The 16816-nt window shown below is 62.6% G+C and carries 15 protein-coding genes, 2 tRNA genes and 1 pseudogene; 7 read left to right on the top strand and 11 right to left on the bottom strand.

Features of this window, described 5'->3' with window-relative positions; translation table 11 throughout:
* The 3 genes and pseudogenes from AC07Z7_RS10170 to AC07Z7_RS10160 all read right to left on the bottom strand — a co-directional run.
* Positions 1 to 340: pseudogene (locus AC07Z7_RS10170) on the bottom strand (DUF3106 domain-containing protein); the annotation flags it as partial.
* A gap of 20 nt (positions 341 to 360) precedes the next feature.
* Entirely contained in the window at positions 361 to 816 is a 456-nt protein-coding gene (locus AC07Z7_RS10165; protein ID WP_094290471.1) for a DUF3619 family protein, read from the bottom strand.
* On the bottom strand, positions 813 to 1382 hold the full coding sequence (locus AC07Z7_RS10160; protein ID WP_063459591.1) for an RNA polymerase sigma factor: 570 nt from the start codon (positions 1380 to 1382) through the stop codon (positions 813 to 815). Before AC07Z7_RS10160 ends, AC07Z7_RS10165 begins: the two co-directional genes overlap by 4 nt.
* A gap of 291 nt (positions 1383 to 1673) precedes the next feature.
* Between AC07Z7_RS10160 and AC07Z7_RS10155 the strand changes: the two genes are divergently transcribed.
* From AC07Z7_RS10155 to pbpG, 6 genes are all read left to right on the top strand, one after another.
* Positions 1674 to 3467, top strand: a complete 1794-nt coding sequence (locus AC07Z7_RS10155) for an acetolactate synthase 3 catalytic subunit (protein ID WP_494766173.1) — start codon at positions 1674 to 1676, stop codon at positions 3465 to 3467.
* A 145-nt stretch (positions 3468 to 3612) separates the two neighbouring features.
* On the top strand, positions 3613 to 4104 hold the full coding sequence (gene ilvN, locus AC07Z7_RS10150; protein WP_015013659.1) for an acetolactate synthase small subunit: 492 nt from the start codon (positions 3613 to 3615) through the stop codon (positions 4102 to 4104).
* A 62-nt stretch (positions 4105 to 4166) separates the two neighbouring features.
* Positions 4167 to 5183 carry a ketol-acid reductoisomerase gene (ilvC, locus tag AC07Z7_RS10145; protein WP_015013660.1) on the top strand — a complete coding sequence of 339 codons (1017 nt, stop codon included), beginning with the start codon at positions 4167 to 4169 and terminating at the stop codon, positions 5181 to 5183.
* 193 nt (positions 5184 to 5376) lie between these two features.
* Entirely contained in the window at positions 5377 to 6210 is an 834-nt protein-coding gene (gene pssA, locus AC07Z7_RS10140; protein WP_094290473.1) for a CDP-diacylglycerol--serine O-phosphatidyltransferase, read from the top strand.
* Positions 6211 to 6419: 209 nt separating this feature from the next.
* A complete protein-coding gene (locus AC07Z7_RS10135; RefSeq protein ID WP_252658224.1) occupies positions 6420 to 7958 on the top strand; it encodes a 2-isopropylmalate synthase in 1539 nt (512 codons plus the stop codon).
* 116 nt (positions 7959 to 8074) lie between these two features.
* A complete protein-coding gene (gene pbpG, locus AC07Z7_RS10130; protein ID WP_252658223.1) occupies positions 8075 to 9157 on the top strand; it encodes a D-alanyl-D-alanine endopeptidase in 1083 nt (360 codons plus the stop codon).
* 170 nt (positions 9158 to 9327) lie between these two features.
* Here pbpG and AC07Z7_RS10125 read toward each other — a convergent pair whose 3' ends face one another.
* The 6 genes from AC07Z7_RS10125 to AC07Z7_RS10100 form a co-directional block, all read right to left on the bottom strand.
* Positions 9328 to 10155 carry an IclR family transcriptional regulator gene (locus AC07Z7_RS10125; RefSeq protein ID WP_252658222.1) on the bottom strand — a complete coding sequence of 276 codons (828 nt, stop codon included), beginning with the start codon at positions 10153 to 10155 and terminating at the stop codon, positions 9328 to 9330.
* Positions 10156 to 10211: 56 nt separating this feature from the next.
* A complete protein-coding gene (locus AC07Z7_RS10120; RefSeq protein WP_094290476.1) occupies positions 10212 to 10970 on the bottom strand; it encodes an arginyltransferase in 759 nt (252 codons plus the stop codon).
* Positions 10967 to 11722 (bottom strand): leucyl/phenylalanyl-tRNA--protein transferase, encoded by a 756-nt coding sequence (gene aat, locus AC07Z7_RS10115; RefSeq protein WP_094290477.1) that lies wholly within the window; start codon positions 11720 to 11722, stop codon positions 10967 to 10969. Before aat ends, AC07Z7_RS10120 begins: the two co-directional genes overlap by 4 nt.
* A gap of 112 nt (positions 11723 to 11834) precedes the next feature.
* Positions 11835 to 11910, bottom strand: a tRNA-Asn gene (locus tag AC07Z7_RS10110).
* A gap of 60 nt (positions 11911 to 11970) precedes the next feature.
* Positions 11971 to 12046: transfer RNA gene (locus AC07Z7_RS10105), tRNA-Asn, on the bottom strand.
* A gap of 107 nt (positions 12047 to 12153) precedes the next feature.
* A complete protein-coding gene (locus AC07Z7_RS10100) occupies positions 12154 to 12582 on the bottom strand; it encodes a YbaN family protein (RefSeq protein WP_094290478.1) in 429 nt (142 codons plus the stop codon).
* 123 nt (positions 12583 to 12705) lie between these two features.
* Here AC07Z7_RS10100 and def point away from each other — a divergent pair, with 123 nt between their 5' ends.
* Positions 12706 to 13245, top strand: coding sequence for a peptide deformylase (gene def, locus AC07Z7_RS10095; RefSeq protein ID WP_094290479.1), 540 nt, complete (start codon positions 12706 to 12708; stop codon positions 13243 to 13245).
* A 22-nt stretch (positions 13246 to 13267) separates the two neighbouring features.
* On the opposite strand, the gene AC07Z7_RS10090 is transcribed toward def, so the two are convergent.
* Positions 13268 to 15868, bottom strand: a complete 2601-nt coding sequence (locus tag AC07Z7_RS10090) for a [protein-PII] uridylyltransferase (protein WP_494766172.1) — start codon at positions 15866 to 15868, stop codon at positions 13268 to 13270.
* 88 nt (positions 15869 to 15956) lie between these two features.
* Entirely contained in the window at positions 15957 to 16772 is an 816-nt protein-coding gene (map, locus tag AC07Z7_RS10085) for a type I methionyl aminopeptidase (protein WP_494766171.1), read from the bottom strand.
* Positions 16773 to 16816 lie beyond the last annotated feature (44 nt).

Genomic DNA, 16816 nt, shown 5'->3' with positions numbered 1-16816 from the left:
AGTTGGACGCCAGGGTCAGCCAGCGGCGCTTTTGTGCTTCGCTGATGAGGGCCCAGCGTTCGGCCAGCGGGTACAAGGCCAGCTTCTGGGGGGTGTTCAGGGTTTCCCAGCCCGGGCCGGATTCGGTCTGGGGCTGCAGGGCCATGCCGGAGGTGACTGGCGAGCGCGCGTTGTTGGGACTGGCGACAGCCGCTTCTGCACCGGCAGGCAGCAGCGTGCCGGGGGCCATGCGCATCTGTACCCACACCTGACCACCGATGGCGACGAACGCGCCCAGAAGCGCCAAAGCCAGCACAAAGGCTGGCAAAGGGATGGAGGCATCAGGGGGGCGTGGGGGCATGCAGTCCTGGTTCAGGCAGTTCAGTTGGGCTGCGCAGAGGTCTTGAGGAATTGTACGAAGCCAGGGTCGGCGTACGCCGCTGGTGGCAGGTCGTCGGTCAGCAGGGCTGCATCGACCTCGGCCACATCGTTGGCGCTGCGTTCGTCCTGGGCGGCATTGATGACCACCAGGCCCACCACCAGGGCCAGCAGCGGAATGGCCGACACCAGGGCATTCCACCAGCCGCCGCCCTCGCTGCCACGGCCCAGGGTGGCCGCAGGGCCAGCACCCACCACCACGGTGGCTGCCGCTGTGCGCCGCACGGGGGCGGTCACCTTGCGCTTGGCCAGCGCTTGCATGCGCGAGGCGCGCAGGCGTTCAGAAATGTCGTAGGGCAGTTCAGCCGTGCCGCTGGAGAGGCGGGCCGTCACGCGCAGCGCAAAACGCTCGGCAGCCGCTTCGGCAGAGGTCGTTGGGTGCTGTGTAGTGTTCTTCATGGCTCGATTCCTTTGGCCTTCAGTGCCTTGCTGAGGGTTTGTATGGCGCGAAAGCAGTGCGTTTTGACGCTACCTTCCGAGCAGCCCATGGCGGCTGCCGTTTCTGCTACATCCATTTCTTCCCAGTAACGCATGAGGAAGGCTTCCCGTTGACGTGGTGGCAGTTCGGCGATTTCAGCTTCGATGCCGCGAAAGATCTGGGCCCTGCGGGTGAGGTCCTCCGCACTTTCGGCCTTGTCGCCATCGTCCGGGCCGGAGTAGGCTTCCAGCAGATCAAAATCCATGCCATCTTCGCCCGGGCCTTCGAAGTCGCTCATGCTCGAAAACAGTGCATTGCGTGTCTTCTGGCGCCGGAACCAGTCCAGCGTGCAGTTGGACAGGATGCGCTGGTACAGCATGGGCAGCTCTGCGGCAGGTTTGTCCCCGTAATGTTCGGCCAGCTTGAGCATGCTGTCCTGCACGATGTCCAGCGCCGCTTCCTCATTGCGAACATGGTAGAGCGAGCGCTTGAAGGCGCGCTTTTCTACACTTTTGAGGAAATCGGATAGTTCTTGTTCGGTGGCCAAGACGGGGTGGTCCGGGGTGGGCGGTGCACAAAACGCTGTGAATTGTGGCTGTTTGGCACCGTAAAGCCCGTGATTATCGCATCCGCAGGGGTTTTTTTCGGTTGGGGTGGGTTTTGAGTGTGTTGCAGTGCGATAATTGGCGTTGCAATTCAAAAGGCAAACGGGTCACGGTCCGGCGGGCAATCATCCCGCTCATGTCCTTGGCCTCAAGTTCCAAGCTGGCTTCACAAGAGCGCGTGCGAGGAGCACCCAAGGTTTTTCGTCAGAGAAATTCACAAAGGTTGATCGATCATGGAAATCTCCAAGGCTGAAATCTCTTCAGCGGCCGCTGCTTCGCAGGGCAACACCTCCCCCGCTTCCGGCTCGCAGGACCTCATGGGGGCCGAGATCCTCATCAAGTCGCTCCAGGCTGAGAACGTCCAGTACATCTGGGGCTACCCCGGTGGCGCAGTCCTCTACATTTACGACGCGCTCTACAAGCAAGACACTATCCAGCACGTGCTGGTGCGCCACGAGCAGGCGGCCGTGCATGCCGCCGATGGCTACGCCCGCGCTACGGGCGAAGTGGGTGTGGCGCTTGTCACGTCCGGCCCAGGCCTCACTAACGCGGTGACCGGGATCGCCACGGCGTACATGGACAGCATCCCGATGGTGATCATCTCCGGCCAGGTGCCCACGCCCGCCATCGGGCTGGATGCCTTCCAGGAATGCGACACGGTCGGCATCACCCGCCCCATCGTCAAGCACAACTTCCTCGTCAAGGATGCCCGCGATCTGGCGGCCACGATTAAGAAGGCCTTCCACATTGCCCGCACCGGCCGCCCCGGCCCTGTGGTGGTGGATGTGCCCAAGGACGTGTCCTTCAAGAAGGTGCCCTACACCGGCTACCCCCAGAGCGTGGAAATGCGCTCGTACAACCCGGTGCGCAAGGGCCATGGTGGCCAGATCCGTAAGGCGCTGCAGCTGCTGCTGGCGGCCAAGCGTCCCTATATTTACACCGGTGGCGGCGTATTGCTGGGCAACGCTACCAACGAGCTGCGCACGCTGGTGGACATGCTGGGCTACCCGGTCACGAACACCCTGATGGGCCTGGGGGCCTATCCGGCCAGCGATCGCAAGTTCCTGGGCATGCTGGGCATGCACGGCACCATCGAAGCCAACAACGCCATGCAGAACTGCGACGTGCTGCTGGCCGTGGGCGCGCGCTTTGATGACCGCGTGATCGGCAACCCCAAGCACTTTGCACAGAACGATCGCAAGATCATCCACGTCGATATCGACCCGTCGAGCATCTCCAAGCGCGTGAAGGTCGATATCCCGATCGTCGGCGACGTGAAGGACGTGCTCACGGAGCTGATCTCCATGATCCGCGAGAGCAGCACCCGCCCCGACGCAGGCGCCCTGGCCGCGTGGTGGGACACCATTGAAGGCTGGCGCAAGCGCGAGTGCCTGAAGTACGACATGGGTGGTCCCGACGTCATCAAGCCCCAGTACGTGGTCGAGACGCTGTGGAACATGACCAAGGACGCGGACACCTACATCACGTCCGATGTGGGGCAGCACCAGATGTGGGCCGCGCAGTACTACCGCTTTGATGAGCCGCGCCGCTGGATCAACTCGGGCGGCCTGGGCACCATGGGCGTGGGCATTCCCTACGCCATGGGCATCAAGCTGGCCAAGCCGCAGTCCGAAGTGTTCTGTATCACCGGCGAAGGCTCGGTGCAGATGAACATCCAAGAGCTGTCCACCTGCCTGCAGTACAACACGCCGATCAAGATCTGCTCGTTGAACAACCGCTACCTGGGCATGGTGCGCCAGTGGCAGGAGATTGAATACTCCGGTCGCTACAGCCACAGCTACATGGATGCGCTGCCCAACTTCGTGAAGCTGGCCGAGGCCTATGGCCATGTGGGCCTGCTGATCGAGCACCCCAAGGATGTCGAGCCCGCCCTGCGCGAAGCCCGCAAGCTCAAGGACCGCACCGTGTTCCTGGACTTCCGGACCGATCCCACCGAGAACGTGTTCCCGATGGTGCAGGCCGGCAAGGGCATCACCGAGATGCTGCTGGGGTCGGAAGACCTTTAAGAAGCAAAATCGGCCTTCTGCGCCTGTCCATCAAGCGCTGGTAGCTATTAATTTAATAGCTATTGCTTTTTGACGAATCTATTGCCTGCCAAGCCCGTGCATTACCGTGCACGGGGGAGGGCAGCGAAAAGAGGAATCTCATTTTATGAAACACATCATTGCTGTTCTGCTGGAAAACGAGCCTGGTGCTCTTTCCCGCGTCGTGGGCCTGTTCTCGGCCCGTGGTTACAACATCGAATCGCTCACCGTGGCACCGACCGAGGATGCATCGCTGTCGCGCATGACCATCCAGACCACGGGCTCCGACGACGTGATCGAGCAGATCACCAAGCACCTGAACCGGCTCATTGAAGTCGTGAAGGTGGTGGACCTCACCGAAGGCGCCTACACCGAGCGCGAGCTGATGATGGTGAAGGTGCGCGCCGTGGGCAAGGAACGTGAGGAGATGAAGCGCATGGCCGACATCTTCCGTGGCCGCATCATCGACGTGACCGAGAAGAGCTACACCATCGAGCTGACGGGCGATCAGTCCAAGAACGACGCCTTCCTGCAAGCCATCGACCGCACGGCCATCCTGGAAACCGTGCGCACGGGCGCCAGCGGCATCGGCCGGGGCGAGCGCATTTTGCGCGTGTAAGACAATTCACCCCGTTTTTCTTATTTCAACCCCCCAACAACGCATTTCAACCGGAGCGACCCATGAAAGTTTTCTACGACAAAGACACCGACCTGAGCCTGATCAAGGGCAAGACCGTGGCCATCATTGGCTACGGCTCGCAGGGCCATGCCCACGCACAAAACCTGAACGACAGCGGCGTGAAGGTGGTGGTCGGCCTGCGCAAGGGCGGTGCATCGTGGGACAAGGTCGGCAAGGCAGGCCTGACGGTGATGGAAGTGAACGACGCCGTGAAGGCCGCTGACGTGGTCATGATCCTGCTGCCCGACGAAGACATCGCCGCCGTGTACAAGAACAACGTCGAGCCCAACATCAAGCAAGGCGCGTCGCTGGCCTTCGCCCACGGCTTCAACGTGCACTACAACCAGGTCGTGCCCCGCGCTGACCTGGACGTGTGGATGGTGGCTCCCAAGGCCCCCGGCCACACCGTGCGCAACACCTACACCCAGGGCGGCGGCGTGCCCCACCTGGTCGCTGTGCACCAGGACAAGTCTGGCAAGGCCCGTGACCTGGCCCTGAGCTACGCAGCTGCCAATGGCGGCGGCAAGGCCGGCATCATCGAGACCAACTTCAAGGAAGAAACCGAGACCGACCTGTTTGGCGAGCAGGCCGTGCTGTGCGGTGGCGCCGTCGAGCTGATCAAGATGGGTTATGAAACCCTGGTCGAAGCCGGTTATGCCCCAGAAATGGCCTACTTCGAATGCCTGCACGAGCTCAAGCTCATCGTGGACCTGATCTACGAAGGCGGCATCGCCAACATGAACTACTCGATCTCGAACAACGCCGAGTACGGCGAGTACGTGACGGGCCCTGAAGTGATCAACGAGCAGTCGCGCGCCGCCATGCGCAATGCCCTGAAGCGGATCCAGAACGGCGACTACGCCAAGATGTTCATCCAGGAAGGCCGCCTGAACTACCCATCGATGACGGCCCGCCGCCGCAACACGGCCGACCACAGCATCGAGAAGGTGGGCAGCCAGCTGCGCGCCATGATGCCCTGGATCGCCAAGAACAAGCTGGTTGACCAGACCCGCAACTGATACTTCCGAGCGAAGCATCCCAAGGCCACTTCGGTGGCCTTTTTTGTTGCCGGGTGCACCAGTGTGCAGGCGCTACACTGCGGCCTTCGCCTTGTGCGCGTGTGGTGGCCTGTGTGCGCCGCAGGCAGACGCGAAAAACTATAAATTCAGTAGCGTCTTGCGCATGATGGGCGGGCGCTGGAGGTCTTTTTTGATGCATGACGGCAACGAATCCACCGACAACCCTGGTGTGATGGTGCGCAAACGGCGCAAGGGCATCTACATCCTGCCCAACCTGTTCACGCTGGCCGCGTTGTTTGGGGGGTTCTATTCCATCGTCATGGCGATGAATGGTCGTTTCGACATGGCCGCCGTGGGGGTGTTCTGTGCCATGGTGCTCGACAGCCTGGATGGGCGTGTCGCCCGCATGACCAATACGCAAAGCGCGTTCGGCGAGCAGATGGATTCGCTGTCCGACATGGTGTCCTTTGGCGCCGCGCCCGCGCTGATTGCTTATGAGTGGTCGCTGCAGGGTCTGGGGCGCTGGGGCTGGATTGCGGCCTTTGTTTACTGCGCCTGTGCGGCCTTGCGGCTGGCGCGCTTCAATGTGAATACGGGGGTGGTGGACAAGCGTTACTTCCAGGGCCTGCCTTCCCCTGCGGCCGCTGCGCTGGTCGCAGGTTTCATCTGGCTGATGACAGAGTTGGGTGTGCGGCCTGGTGAGGATTCCTGGCTCACCTGGTCGCAGATCACCTGGTTGATGTTCGCCTTCACGCTGTATTCGGGGCTCACCATGGTGACCAACGTGCCGTTCTACAGCTTCAAGGACATCCAGATGAAAAAGAGCGTGCCCTTCGCAGCCATCGTGCTGATTGCGCTGGTCATCGCCATCATCAACATCCATCCGCCCATCGTGCTGTTCGGTGTGTTCGTTTTCTATGGCCTTTCTGGCTACGCCGTGTATGCCTGGCGCAAGGCCAAGGGGCAGCACAGCAGTGTGATCAGCACCTCGACAGACGAACCGGACGAACGCGGGTTGCACAAGTGATGGCCGCCACGGCAGCGCAGTTGTGCTACATTGTGCTGTATGAACATGTTTGCTTTGGCTCTACTGCTACCTCCCCACGGGCGGAGACAGTAGGCGCACGCGCACACTTTTTCCACAAAGGCCCGTATGCACCCGCAACGGGCCTTTTGTTTTGAGCGCCAGAATTTTGACGTTGCGGGCCCCCAACCCACCGATACCAGGAGAACAACATGGCTGACAAACTGATCATTTTCGACACCACCTTGCGCGATGGCGAGCAGTCCCCCGGCGCTTCGATGACCAAGGACGAAAAGCTGCGCATCGCGCGCCAGCTGGAACGCCTGAAGGTGGATGTGATCGAGGCCGGTTTTGCCGCCAGCTCCAACGGTGATTTTGAGGCGGTTCAGGCCATCGCCAACGCGATCAAGGACTCGACCATCTGCTCGCTCTCCCGTGCCAACGACCGTGATATTTCTCGGGCGGCCGAAGCGCTCAAGGGCGCCAACAGCGCGCGCATTCACACGTTCATCGCTACGAGTGCACTGCACATGGAAAAGAAGCTGCGCATGACGCCCGAGCAGGTGCTGGAGCAGGCCAAGCAATCCGTGCGCTTTGCGCGCAACCTCGTGGCTGACATCGAGTTCAGCCCTGAAGACGGCTACCGCAGCGACCCGGACTTCCTCTGCCGCGTGCTCGAAGCCGTGATCGCCGAAGGCGCCACCACCATCAACGTGCCCGACACCGTGGGCTATGCCGTGCCAGAGCTGTACGGCAACTTCATCAAGACCCTGCGCGAACGCATTCCCAACAGCGACAAGGCGATCTGGTCGGTGCATTGCCACAACGACCTGGGCATGGCCGTGGCCAACTCGCTGGCCGGTGTGAAGATCGGCGGCGCGCGCCAGGTGGAGTGCACGATCAATGGCCTGGGCGAGCGCGCTGGCAACTGCTCGCTCGAAGAGATCGTGATGGCCGTGAAGACCCGCAAGGATTATTTCGGGCTGGATCTGGGTATCGACACCCAGCATATTGTGGCCGCCAGCCGCATGGTGAGCCAGACCACGGGTTTTGTGGTGCAGCCCAACAAGGCCGTGGTGGGGGCGAACGCTTTTGCCCACGCAAGTGGCATCCACCAGGATGGCGTTCTCAAGGCCCGCGATACCTACGAGATCATGCGCGCCGAGGACGTGGGTTGGTCGGCCAACAAGATCGTGCTGGGCAAGCTCAGCGGCCGCAACGCCTTTAAGCAGCGCCTGCAGGAGTTGGGCGTGCAGCTTGACAGCGAAACCGAGATCAATGTGGCATTTGCCAAGTTCAAGGAGCTGGCCGACCGCAAGAGCGAAATCTTTGACGAAGATATCTTGGCGCTGGTCAGCGACGAGAGCGTGACGGCCGAAAAGGAGCAGTACGGTTTCGTTTCGCTGTTCCAGCAGAGCGAAACCGGTGAGCAGCCCCGCGCGCGCATCGTTTTCACCGTCGATGGCCAGGAGGTGCGCGGCGAGTCCGAGGGCAACGGCCCGGTGGATGCCTCGCTCAAGGCCATTGAGTCGCATGTCAAGAGCGGTGCCGAGATGGTGCTCTACTCGGTCAATGCGATCAGCGGTTCTACCGAGAGCCAGGGGGAGGTCACCGTGCGCCTGCAGAACAGCGGCCGGGTGGTGAATGGTGTGGGGGCAGATCCTGATATCGTGGTCGCATCTGCCAAGGCTTATCTGAGCGCGTTGAACAAGTTACAAAGTAAAGCCGACCGCGTGGCCGCACAGGGCTGATTGACCGTCTTATAATTTCACTCACTTTCTGGGAAAGTCGCGCAAGATATTGATCTTGCGCGACTTTTTTTGATTCTGTACACTGCTCAACACTTCTTACCGTTTGGAGCACTTTGATGCACCATCGCCACCGCTCTGCAGTGACTCGATTTTTTCAGTTTCTGGGCTTTGCCGTCGTGAGTGCAGCCCTCGTCAGCCCCCTGGTACATGCGGGCGAACAAAAAAAATCCATTGCCAAAAAGCAGCAGGTAAGTTCGGCAAACGCTAAGCGTGCCGTCGCACCGCGCAAGGCGGCAGCCAACACCAATGCCAAGGCCGTGCGGGTAGCCGCCAAGACGGCGAAGGCGCCCACCCGGGTGGCTTTTGTGCCGGCCAAGCAGTCGTTTGGTCAGATTGCAGGCCTGCATGAAGTCAACGATCCCTTGGACCTCAAGTCCAGCGTAGCGCTGGTGATGGACCAGGATACGCACGAGGTCCTGCTCAGCAAGAACGACCATGCGGTGTTGCCGATTGCGTCCCTGACCAAGCTCATGACGGGCATGCTTATTTCCCAGGCCAAATTGCCCATGGATGAGCCATTGACAATCACCCAGGACGATGTGGATACCGAAAAAGGCAGTCGCTCGCGCCTGACGGTCGGGACCACGCTGACGCGGGGCGAAATGTTGCATCTGGCGCTCATGTCCAGTGAGAACCGGGCTGCCCATGCCTTGGGCCGCACCTACCCGGGTGGGCTGGAGGTTTTTGTCGCCCAGATGAATGCCAAAGCCCGCCTGCTGGGGATGACCGACACGCGGTATGTGGAGCCCACCGGGCTGTCCAGCCGCAACCAGTCCAGCGCCCGCGATCTGGCGACACTGGTGAATGTGGCGCATGGCGATCCGTTGCTGCGCGAACTCTCCACGTCGCCGGGTTATGAAGTGGCTGTGGGGCGCAAAACGCTGCAATACAACAATACCAATGGTCTGGTGAAGAACCCGACCTGGGATATTGGCCTGCAGAAGACCGGCTATATCTCGGAAGCAGGACGTTGTCTGGTCATGCAGGCCCAAGTGGCCGGGCGCAAGCTGATCATGGTGTTCCTCGATTCGGCGGGCAAGTTCAGCCGCCTGGGTGATGCCGAGCGGGTGCGCCAGTGGGTGGAATCCACGCCGACGCTGGCTGCGCCTTTGCACTCTGCCCGGGGGGGCAACGGCTGACCAGCTTCGTTGCCCCAGGGCTTGAAAAAACACCCGACTGGCGGGCTGCCATCGGGTGTTTTGTTTTTAGGGGGTGATCGTCCGCTCGCAACGCTTCCGCTTGGCGGCGTGGGGTGTGGCTTGAGTTTCTGCAGATTTCTGCAGGGGGAGACTGGAGAAAGGCGCAGAAGTCAGCGCAAGTCACCGTGGTTGCTTGCCGCTGTGTCGTGGCTGGCGTCTGCTGTGGACACGTAGCCCAGGGCCAGGGATATTTCGTTGGCGGTGGCCTGCAGCTTGGGCATCCAGCCCTCGTCCAGCCGGTCGGCGGGGGCAGAAATCGACAGACCGGCCACGAGCTTCCCTTGGTCGTCATAAACCCCCGCAGCCATGCAGCGCACGCCCAGCTCCAGCTCTTCGTTGTCGCGGGCAATGCCGTACTGGCGGGCTTTCGCCAGTTCGCGCTCCAGTACCGGCAATTGGGTGATGCTGTTGCGTGTGTGGCCTGCCAAGCCCGTGCGAGTGGCGTAGGCGCGCACGCGTTGGGGGTCGTCCAGCGCCAGGAACAGTTTGCCGGTGGATGTGAGATGGAGGGGTGCGCGGCCCCCGATGGCACGCACTACCTGCATACCCGAGCGCTCGCTGTAGGCGCGCTCCACATATACGATTTCGTCCCCCTGCCGCATGCTCAGGTTGACCGGTTGCTGGATCAGCTTGTGCAGGTTGCGCATGGGGGTCAGGGCGGCGTCGCGCACGCTCAGACGGGCCTTGACGAGGTTGCCCAGCTCCAGCAGCCGCATACCCAGCCGGTAGCTGCCGGATTCCGGGCGGTCCACAAACCGCCCAATGGTCAGGTCGTTCAGGATGCGGTGGGTGGTGGACGGGTGCAGCCCCGTCTTTTCGCTGATTTCCTTCAGGGAGATTGCGTCTTCACGGGAGGCCAGCACGTCGATCAGCGTAAACATGCGCTCCAGCACTTGAACGCTGGGTTTGACGGGAATGCTGGGATCGATTTTTTTCATGGGCGGCAGTGAAGCAAAAGCCGCTGCATCTTACCTTGTGAAATGTTGCCAGGTGTTCAGGCGCCGTGAGGCGGGGCTGCATGCATGCGATGCCACTGGCCGTCCGTGCGGATCTCGTGGGGATGAAAGCGAGCCTTGTAGTTCATTTTGGGGCTGGCCTCAATCCAGTAGCCCAGGTACACATGGGGCAGCCCCAGCGAACGTGCCTGCTCGATCTGCCAAAGGACGTTGTAGGTGCCGTAGCTGCAGTGGGGCTCGGGCTCGTAGAAGGTGTAGACCGCCGACAGGCCGTCATCGAGCACATCGAGGATGGAGACCATCTTCAGGGCGCCCGGCTCCCCTGACGCGTCGGTCTCACGAAACTCCACGAGTCGCGAGTTGACGCGGCTTTGCAGCAGGAACTGGGTGTACTGGTCGATGCTGTCATGGTCCATGCCCCCGCCTGCATGGCGACCGTTCTGGTAGCGCAGGTAGAGCTGGTAGTGCTCGGGCACAAAGCACAGGCGCAACACCCGCGCCTGCAGCCCTGCATGGCGGGCCGCAGCACGCCTTTGACTGCGATCTGGTTTGAACTCGTGGGCCAGTACCCGGAGCGGCGTGCACGCCTGGCAGCCATCGCAGTACGGCCGGTAGGTGAACATGCCACTGCGGCGAAAGCCCTTGGCGACCAGGTCGGAGTACAGGTCGCTCTGGATCAGGTGACTGGGCGTTGCGACCTGCGATCGTGCCTGCCTGTCCGGCAGATAGCTGCAGGGGTAGGGGGCGGTCGCATAGAACTGCAGGGTCTGCAGCGGGAGGTCGTTGAGTTGCGTCATGCCTTCGGTGTCTTGGTGGGCAGCAGCTCATTCCAGTATACGGGTTCAAACTCCCAGCGGATGGCGGGTTGTACGCGGGCCTTTTCGATCTGCAGAAGAAATTCGGAGCGGGGGATCTCTCGCCCGCCGAGAGAGGCCAGATGCCCGGTTTTCTGTTGGCAATCGATCAGGCCGATGCCGTGGTGGCGGCACAGCGCCACCAGAGCCGAAAGCGCGATTTTGGAGGCGTCCGTGGCATGGGCAAACATGGATTCGCCAAACACCGCCCGGCCAAGCGCCACGCAGTACAGCCCGCCGACCAGTTCTCCGTGGACCCAGGTTTCGACACTATGGGCATGGCCTGCGGCATGGAGCCGGGTATAGGCCTCGACCATCTCCGGCACGATCCAGGTTCCTGCCTGGCCTTCACGCTCCTTGCTGGCGCATGCGGTGATGACTTGCTTGAAGGCGTGGTCCACGCGGATTTCGCAGTGCGCCTGGGTACGGAAGGCCTGTAGCGTCTTGCGCAGTGAGCGGTGCAGTCGAAACTCGGCGACTGGCAGCACCATGCGCGGGTCTGGCGCCCACCACAGGATGGGCTGCCCGGGACCATACCAGGGGAAGGTGCCTTGCGCATATGCCGCGCGCAAGTGCTCTATGTCCAGTGCACCTCCGGCAGCCAGCAGGCCGGGTGCGGGGTCTTCAGGTCCCCAGGCCAGGGCGGGAGCGGGGAAGGGGTCTTCGATTTCCAGCCAGGGCAGTTGCGGGGGCATGGTGGCAGAACACAAAGACACCATTGTCCGGCATGTGGCCTCGGGTGTCGGTTGGAGCCGCTGCGGGCAAAAAAATAGCCCCGCACCGGATGACGATGCAGGGCTATTAGAGTGGCTCCTCGACCTGGGCTCGAACCAGGGACCTACGGATTAACAGTCCGGCGCTCTACCGACTGAGCTATCGAGGAATAATCGGTATCTGTCTATGTAAAAGGCCCCGCTTCACTCATGCAGGGCCTGCAAAATCTTGGCTCCTCGACCTGGGCTCGAACCAGGGACCTACGGATTAACAGTCCGGCGCTCTACCGACTGAGCTATCGAGGAACAAGACTTAGATTATATACACAAAAATCAGCCCAAAAAGCATTTGCAGTAGGTTTGTGCCATCGGGCTGATTTCGCAGAGGCCATTTGAGTACCGCAGCCGGGCTGTCACGATGGCTCGGGGCGGCGCCAGAGCCAGGCCAGCACGCAGGCCATGCTCCCGATCGCCACCGCCACGATCCATGGGCGTGACACTGTGAGCAGTAGCACCACGGCACTCAAGGACATCACGAGGGCTGCACTCCACTTGGCACGGCGGCTGACTTTGCCGCCTTGGGCCCAGTTGCGCAGCAGGGGGCCAAACAGCCGGTGGTGCCAGAGCCAGCGGTACAGCCGTGGCGAGCTGCGCGCCGCAGCCCAGGCTGCCATCAGGATGAACACGGTAGTAGGCAGGCCGGGAACAATCACACCGATGGCGCCCATCACCAGGCACAGCACGGCAAAAACCTGCAGCAGCCAGCGCGCGGGCCAGGGCAGGGGCCGTGGCGAAGGTTCGGGGGGCTCTGTGATGGGGGCGTCTGGGGGCGTCGTGGCCATGGGGGTATTGTGATGGGGCGGGGCTGGTGCTGCGCAGTGCTTGCCCGCGCGCTATGCTGCATGGGCCCCGTGAACCATGCGCACATCTTTGCGCTGGCCTCTGCTGAAATTACTGCTCCATCAATGACCATCCACACCATCCTGAAGATGGGCGACCCGCGCCTGCTGCGCGTGGCCCAGCCTGTGACCGAGTTTGACACCGATGCCCTGCATCTTCTTGTGCGGGACATGTTCGACACCATGCGGTCCGTCAACGGCGCAGGCCTTGCGGCGCCCCAGATCGGGGTGGATCTGCAACTGGTGATCTTTGGCTCCAACGACCGCAACCCGCGCTACCCGGACCGGCCCCTGGTGCCCCCGACCGTGTTGTTGAACCCGGTCATCACCCCTTTGGGCGACGAAGAAGAGGAGGACTGGGAAGGGTGTTTGTCGGTGCCCGGTCTGCGCGGCAAGGTGCCGCGCTGGTCCCGCATCCGCTACACCGGCTTCGACCCGTACGGCGATCCCATCGACCGCACCGTCGAGGGGTTCCATGCCCGCGTGGTGCAGCACGAATGCGACCACCTCATCGGCAAGCTCTACCCGATGCGGGTGCGGGACTTCACGCAGTTCGGGTTTACCGAGGTGCTGTTCCCGGAAATCAGCGCCACGGAAGACGACTGACGGAGGGTGAGCAGGGCCGGTGTCAGGACGACAGCTCGCGCAGCAGCTCCGTCTCGATCTGGATCTGGCGTGCGTTGTTCTGCAGCTCGGGGCCCTGGATGAGGAAGGTGTCTTCCACCCGTTCGCCCAGGGTGCTGACTTTGGCCAGCTGTACGCTCAGGTGGTGCTGCGCCAGGATGCGTGCCACCAGATAGAGCAGGCCCGCACGGTCGCTGGCCGAGATCGCGAGCAGCCAGCGTTGGGCCTTTTCATCGGGTCGCAGGGTGACGCGGGGCGCGACCGGGAAGCTCTTGACCCGGCGCGAGACGCGCTTGCGCGCGGGCTCTGGCAGCGGGCCGCCTTCTTCGATCACGCGCATCAGATCGCTCTCGACCATGTGGGTCAGCTCGCGGTAGTGCCCAGGCTGTTCAGATGCCGAAGAGGCGACGACCTGGAAGGTATCGAGCGCATAGCCGTTGTTGGCGGTATGCACGCGCGCATCCAGGATGCTGAAGCCCACGCGGTCGAAGTAGCCGCAGATACGGGCAAACAGGTCGGCCTGATCGGCCGCGTACACCATCACCTGCAAGCCATCGCCCGCGAGCGACTGGCGGGCGCGTACCACCGGTTTGGCTGTACCCACATGGCGCGATAGGTGGCGTGTGTGCCAGGCAATGTCGGCGGCGTCATGGCGCATGAAATAACTGACGTCGAGCGTGGCCCAGAGTGCCTTGTGGGCCTCGAACGGCAAGGCGTTGAGCGCCAGCAGCACCAGCGCTTCGCGCTTGCGGGCCTCGATCTCGGCGGCGGCATCGGGCGCGCGGCCACCCAGGGTGCGTAGCGTGGCGCGGTACAGGTCTTCCAGCAGCTTGCCCTTCCACGCATTCCAGACCTTGGGGCTGGTGCCGCGGATGTCGGCCACCGTGAGCAGGTACATGGCCGTGAGGTTGCGCTCGTTGCCCACGCGGCGCGCAAAGGCGCCGATCACATCGGGGTCGCTCAGGTCCTGCTTTTGCGCCACGGTGCTCATGGTCAGGTGTTCGCGCACAAGGAACTCGATGAGCCGGGCGTCCTCGCGGGCCACGCCGTGCTGCCGGCAAAAGCGCCGCACTTCTTCGGCGCCAATCTGCGAATGGTCGCCCCCCCGGCCCTTGCCAATGTCATGGAACAGGGCAGCCACGTACAGGATCCAGGGTTTGTCCCACCCGCCCGCCAGCTGCGAGCAGAACGGGTACTCGTGCGCATGTTCGGCCATGAAGAAGCGGCGCACATTGCGCAGCACCATCAGGATGTGCTGGTCCACCGTGTAAACGTGGAACAGGTCATGCTGCATCTGCCCCACGATGCGGCGAAACGGCCACAGGTAGCGCCCTAGCACCGAGGTCTGGTTCATCAGCCGCATGGCGTGGGTGATGCCGGAGGGCTGCTGCAGGATGCGCATGAAGGCGTCGCGGTTGACCGGGTCGCGCCGGAAGGCGCTGTCCATCACGCCGCGTGCGTTGTACAGCGCGCGCAGGGTGCGCGCCGACAGGTCCTTGAGCCCCACCGTGGTTTGGTAGAGCAGGAAGGTTTCCAGGATCGCGTGCGGGTCGCGGGTATACAGATCGTCGCTGGCCACCTCGATCAGGCCCGCCTTCTCGAAGAAGCGCTCGTTGATCGGTCGCGGCTCGTGGGTCGATGGGTTCAGACGCTCTTCGATGTTGAGCAGCAGGATCTGGCTGAGTTGCGACACGGCCTTGGCTGCCCAGTAGTAGCGGCGCATCAGGCTTTCGCTGGCCCGCATGGGCAGGCGCGAGCCGTCGGGTGCCTGCGAACGGTAGCCAAACGATTCGGCCACGGCCGTCTGCAGGTCGAACACCAGCCGGTCTTCGTGCCGCCCAGCCGCCGCATGCAGGCGTGCGCGGATCAGGCACAGCAACGCTTCGTTGCGCTCGATCTGGCGCACCTCGAAGGCGGTGGCCATGCCGCTGGCGGCCAGCTCCTTCCAGTTGCGGCCCAGGCCCGCCGCCTGTGCCACCCACAGGATCATCTGCAGGTCGCGCAGCCCGCCGGGCGACTCCTTGCAATTGGGTTCGAGCGAGTAAGGCGTGTTCTCGTACTTGGTATGGCGCTGGCGCATCTCCAGCGTCTTGGCGACCAGAAACGCCTGGGGGTTCATCTGCGCGCGGTACTGGCGCTGGAACTCGGCGAACAGTGCTGCGTTGCCGCACACCAGGCGGGATTCGAGCAGCGAGGTCTGTACGGTGACATCGCCTGCGCTTTCGGCCAGGCATTCCGCGACAGTGCGCACGCTGGAGCCGATCTCCAGCCCCGCGTCCCAGCAGCTGCCGATGAAGCCTTCGAGCTTGGTGCGCAATGCACTGCCTGCTTCGGGCGCGGTGCCATCGGGCAGCAGCAGCAGGACATCGACGTCGGAATAGGGGAACAGCTGGTCGCGCCCAAAGCCACCTACGGCCACCAGGGCCATGTCGTCGGGCAACTGGGCTCGCTGCCACAGGGTTTGCAGCAGGTTGCCCGCCAGCGACGACAGCTTGCGCAGCAGCACGCGGATGCCTCGCGTCGATGCACCCGTGGATTTCATTGCCGCCAGCAGGGCGGCCTTGTCGCTGCGGTAGGCGTCGCGCAGGGCATGGAGTTCGGTCATGGTCGGTAAGTATCGTGGGAGGCCATGAAAAAGCCATGCAAGAGTTGTGCGAGCGGCGGCCTGGTGCGCGGTTGGCCCCGCCGTAACCTCAGGTCTTGGTCGTTGTCACAAAGGACGGCAGCGGGGGCGATCCGGCCGACAGGGTCATGACCTCGTACCCCGTTTCTGTGACCAGCACCGTATGCTCCCACTGGGCGGACAGGCTGTGGTCCTTGGTCACGATGGTCCAGCCGTCGTTGCCGTGTTCCTTCACCTCTCGGCGGCCCGCATTGATCATGGGCTCGATGGTGAAGACCATGCCGGGCTCCAGCTTTTCGAGGGTGCCGGGGCGGCCATAGTGCAGCACCTGCGGCTCTTCGTGGAACTTCTTGCCAATACCGTGGCCGCAGAACTCGCGCACGATAGAGAACCCATGGCCTTCGGCGAACTTCTGAATGGCGTGGCCGATGTCGCCCAGATGGGCGCCGGGCTTGACCCGCACGATACCGTGCCACATGGCCTCAAACGTGAGGGCAGTGAGGCGCTTGGCGGCAATCGAGCATTCGCCGATCAGGTACATGCGGCTGTTGTCGCCGTACCAGCCGTCCTTGGTGATCACGGTCACGTCCACGTTGACGATGTCGCCCTTCTTGAGCGGTTTGTCGTTGGGGATGCCATGGCACACCACATGGTTGACCGAGGTGCACAGCGAAGCCGGGTAGGGCGGGTAGCCGGGCGGCTGGTAGCCCACGGTGGCCGAGATGGTGCCTTGCTGCGCCATGCATTCGGCGCCCAGGCGGTCGATCTCCTTGGTGGTGATGCCAGGCTTGATGTGGGGGGCGATGTAGTCCAGCACTTCGGAGGCCAGGCGGCAGGCCAGGCGCATGCCCTCGATGTCCTCAGCGCTTTTGATGGTGATGCTCATCCCCGGATTATCCCATTGGCCCCCGCGCCACGCAGGCGGTGCGG

It is taken from the genome of Acidovorax sp. GW101-11A03, assembly GCF_059424825.1.
The sequence above is the reverse complement of the archived record's forward strand: the minus strand, read 5'-3'. Positions and strand labels throughout refer to the sequence as shown.

Bases quoted from the DNA above. Each gene is read 5' to 3' on its own strand.
- AC07Z7_RS10165 (WP_094290471.1), bottom strand. From the start codon at position 816: ATGAAGAACACTACACAGCACCCAACGACCTCTGCCGAAGCGGCTGCC.
- AC07Z7_RS10155 (WP_494766173.1), top strand. From the start codon at position 1,674: ATGGAAATCTCCAAGGCTGAAATCTCTTCAGCGGCCGCTGCTTCGCAG.
- ilvN (WP_015013659.1), top strand. From the start codon at position 3,613: ATGAAACACATCATTGCTGTTCTGCTGGAAAACGAGCCTGGTGCTCTT.
- ilvC (WP_015013660.1), top strand. From the start codon at position 4,167: ATGAAAGTTTTCTACGACAAAGACACCGACCTGAGCCTGATCAAGGGC.
- pssA (WP_094290473.1), top strand. From the start codon at position 5,377: ATGCATGACGGCAACGAATCCACCGACAACCCTGGTGTGATGGTGCGC.
- AC07Z7_RS10135 (WP_252658224.1), top strand. From the start codon at position 6,420: ATGGCTGACAAACTGATCATTTTCGACACCACCTTGCGCGATGGCGAG.
- pbpG (WP_252658223.1), top strand. From the start codon at position 8,075: ATGCACCATCGCCACCGCTCTGCAGTGACTCGATTTTTTCAGTTTCTG.
- AC07Z7_RS10125 (WP_252658222.1), bottom strand. From the start codon at position 10,155: ATGAAAAAAATCGATCCCAGCATTCCCGTCAAACCCAGCGTTCAAGTG.
- AC07Z7_RS10120 (WP_094290476.1), bottom strand. From the start codon at position 10,970: ATGACGCAACTCAACGACCTCCCGCTGCAGACCCTGCAGTTCTATGCG.
- aat (WP_094290477.1), bottom strand. From the start codon at position 11,722: ATGCCCCCGCAACTGCCCTGGCTGGAAATCGAAGACCCCTTCCCCGCT.
- AC07Z7_RS10100 (WP_094290478.1), bottom strand. From the start codon at position 12,582: ATGGCCACGACGCCCCCAGACGCCCCCATCACAGAGCCCCCCGAACCT.
- def (WP_094290479.1), top strand. From the start codon at position 12,706: ATGACCATCCACACCATCCTGAAGATGGGCGACCCGCGCCTGCTGCGC.
- AC07Z7_RS10090 (WP_494766172.1), bottom strand. From the start codon at position 15,868: ATGACCGAACTCCATGCCCTGCGCGACGCCTACCGCAGCGACAAGGCC.
- map (WP_494766171.1), bottom strand. From the start codon at position 16,772: ATGAGCATCACCATCAAAAGCGCTGAGGACATCGAGGGCATGCGCCTG.